Origin of the sequence: Streptomyces sp. NPDC059897 (assembly GCF_042730865.1) — a bacterium.
In the GTDB taxonomy this organism is placed as follows: Bacteria; Actinomycetota; Actinomycetes; order Streptomycetales; family Streptomycetaceae; genus Streptomyces.
Genome location: NZ_JBHWKQ010000090.1, coordinates 1 through 1,463 on the forward strand (window position 1 = coordinate 1; position 1,463 = coordinate 1,463).

Consider the following 1,463-nt stretch of genomic DNA (forward strand, 5'->3'; position numbering starts at 1 on the left):
CCCCCCCCATTACCGTTTTCGTAGCCCCGCAACGGGGTTACCGGCCTTCGGAGTTGGCATGACTACCTCCCCTTGTCGAGTGCATGGCCCGGGGGGTGGTGTCACCAGCTCCGGAGGCACTGACAGACCGCTGATTAGGGGCATGACCACCGGCCTTTTAGCAGGTCAGGAGGCTCTTCGTAATGTGGATGTGGCGATCAGTGCCGTGGCAGGGCCGGGTGAACAGCACCGAAGGATGCCCGACGTGATCGACACCAGTGACATCGACGTCTACCTCGGCCTAGACGTCGGCAAGGGCGAACACCACGCCACCGCTCTCACTCCGACCGGCAAGAAGACTCTCGACCGCAGGCTGCCCAACAGCGAGCCCAAGCTCCGCGAGGTCTTCGCCAAACTGCAGGCCAAACACGGCACCGTCCTCGTCATCGTCGACCAGGTGGCCTCCATCGGCGCCCTGCCACTGGCCATCGCCCGCGACCAGGGCTGCCACGTCGCTTACCTGCCCGGCCTGACCATGCGGCGGATCGCCGACCTCTATCCCGGCGAGGCCAAGACCGACGCCCGCGACGCGTTCATCATCGCCGACGCGGCCCGGGCCATGCCGCACACGCTTCGCTCGGTCGACCTTGACGACAACACGATCGCCGAACTCCAGATGATCGTCGGGTTCGACGACGATCTCGCCGCCGAGGCAAACCGCTTGGCCAACCGGCTCCGCGGTCTGTTCACCCAGATCCACCCGCACCTCGAGCGAGTGATCGGCCCCCGCATCCAACATCCCGCAGTGCTCAGGCTGTTGGACCAATTCGGCTCCCCGGCCCAGATCCGCAAGGCCGGACGCCGACGGCTGATCACCTTGCTCCGGCCGAAGGCACCGCGGATGGCCGAGCGACTGGTCGAGGACATCTTCGCCGCGCTCGGCGAACAGACCGTCACCGTTCCCGGCACCGACGCGGCCGCCCTGATCGTCCCGAGCCTCGCCGGCTCCCTCCAGGCCGTGCTCGACCAACGCAAACTCCTGGCCCACCGGATCGAACAACTCCTGGAGGCACACCCTCTTTCCGAGGTCCTGATGTCCCTGCCCGGCATCGGCATCAGGACCGGCGCCCGCATCCTCATCGACGTCGGTGACGGCACCGCGTTTCCCTCCGCGGCTCACCTCGCGGCCTACGCAGGCCTCGCGCCAGCGACCAGGAGTTCCGGCTCCTCGATCCGCGGCGAACAGCCCTCACGCCGAGGAAACAAGCAGCTCAAACGGGCCTTCTTCCTCTCCGCGTTTGCTGCCCTGGCCGACCCGGCCTCGCGGACCTACTACGACAAGAAGATCAGCCAGGGAAAGCACCACACCCAAGCCCTGCTCTGCCTGGCCCGCCGCCGAGCCGATGTCCTCTTCGCGATGCTCCGCGACGGCACCTACTACCAACCACCAACCCCGATTGCCCCTTGACCAAAGTCATAGGGGC

The 1,463-nt window shown here is 66.6% G+C and carries 1 protein-coding gene; it reads left to right on the forward strand.

Annotation, left to right across the window (positions count from 1 at the left end; all coding sequences use genetic code 11):
* Positions 1-235: 235 nt before the first annotated feature.
* Positions 236-1,447 (forward strand): IS110 family transposase, encoded by a 1,212-nt coding sequence (locus ACFV9W_RS39085; RefSeq protein WP_385770879.1) that lies wholly within the window; start codon positions 236-238, stop codon positions 1,445-1,447.
* Positions 1,448-1,463 lie beyond the last annotated feature (16 nt).

Coding starts and splice junctions, on each gene's coding strand:
- ACFV9W_RS39085 (WP_385770879.1), top strand. CDS start 236: ATGCCCGACGTGATCGACACCAGTGACATCGACGTCTACCTCGGCCTA.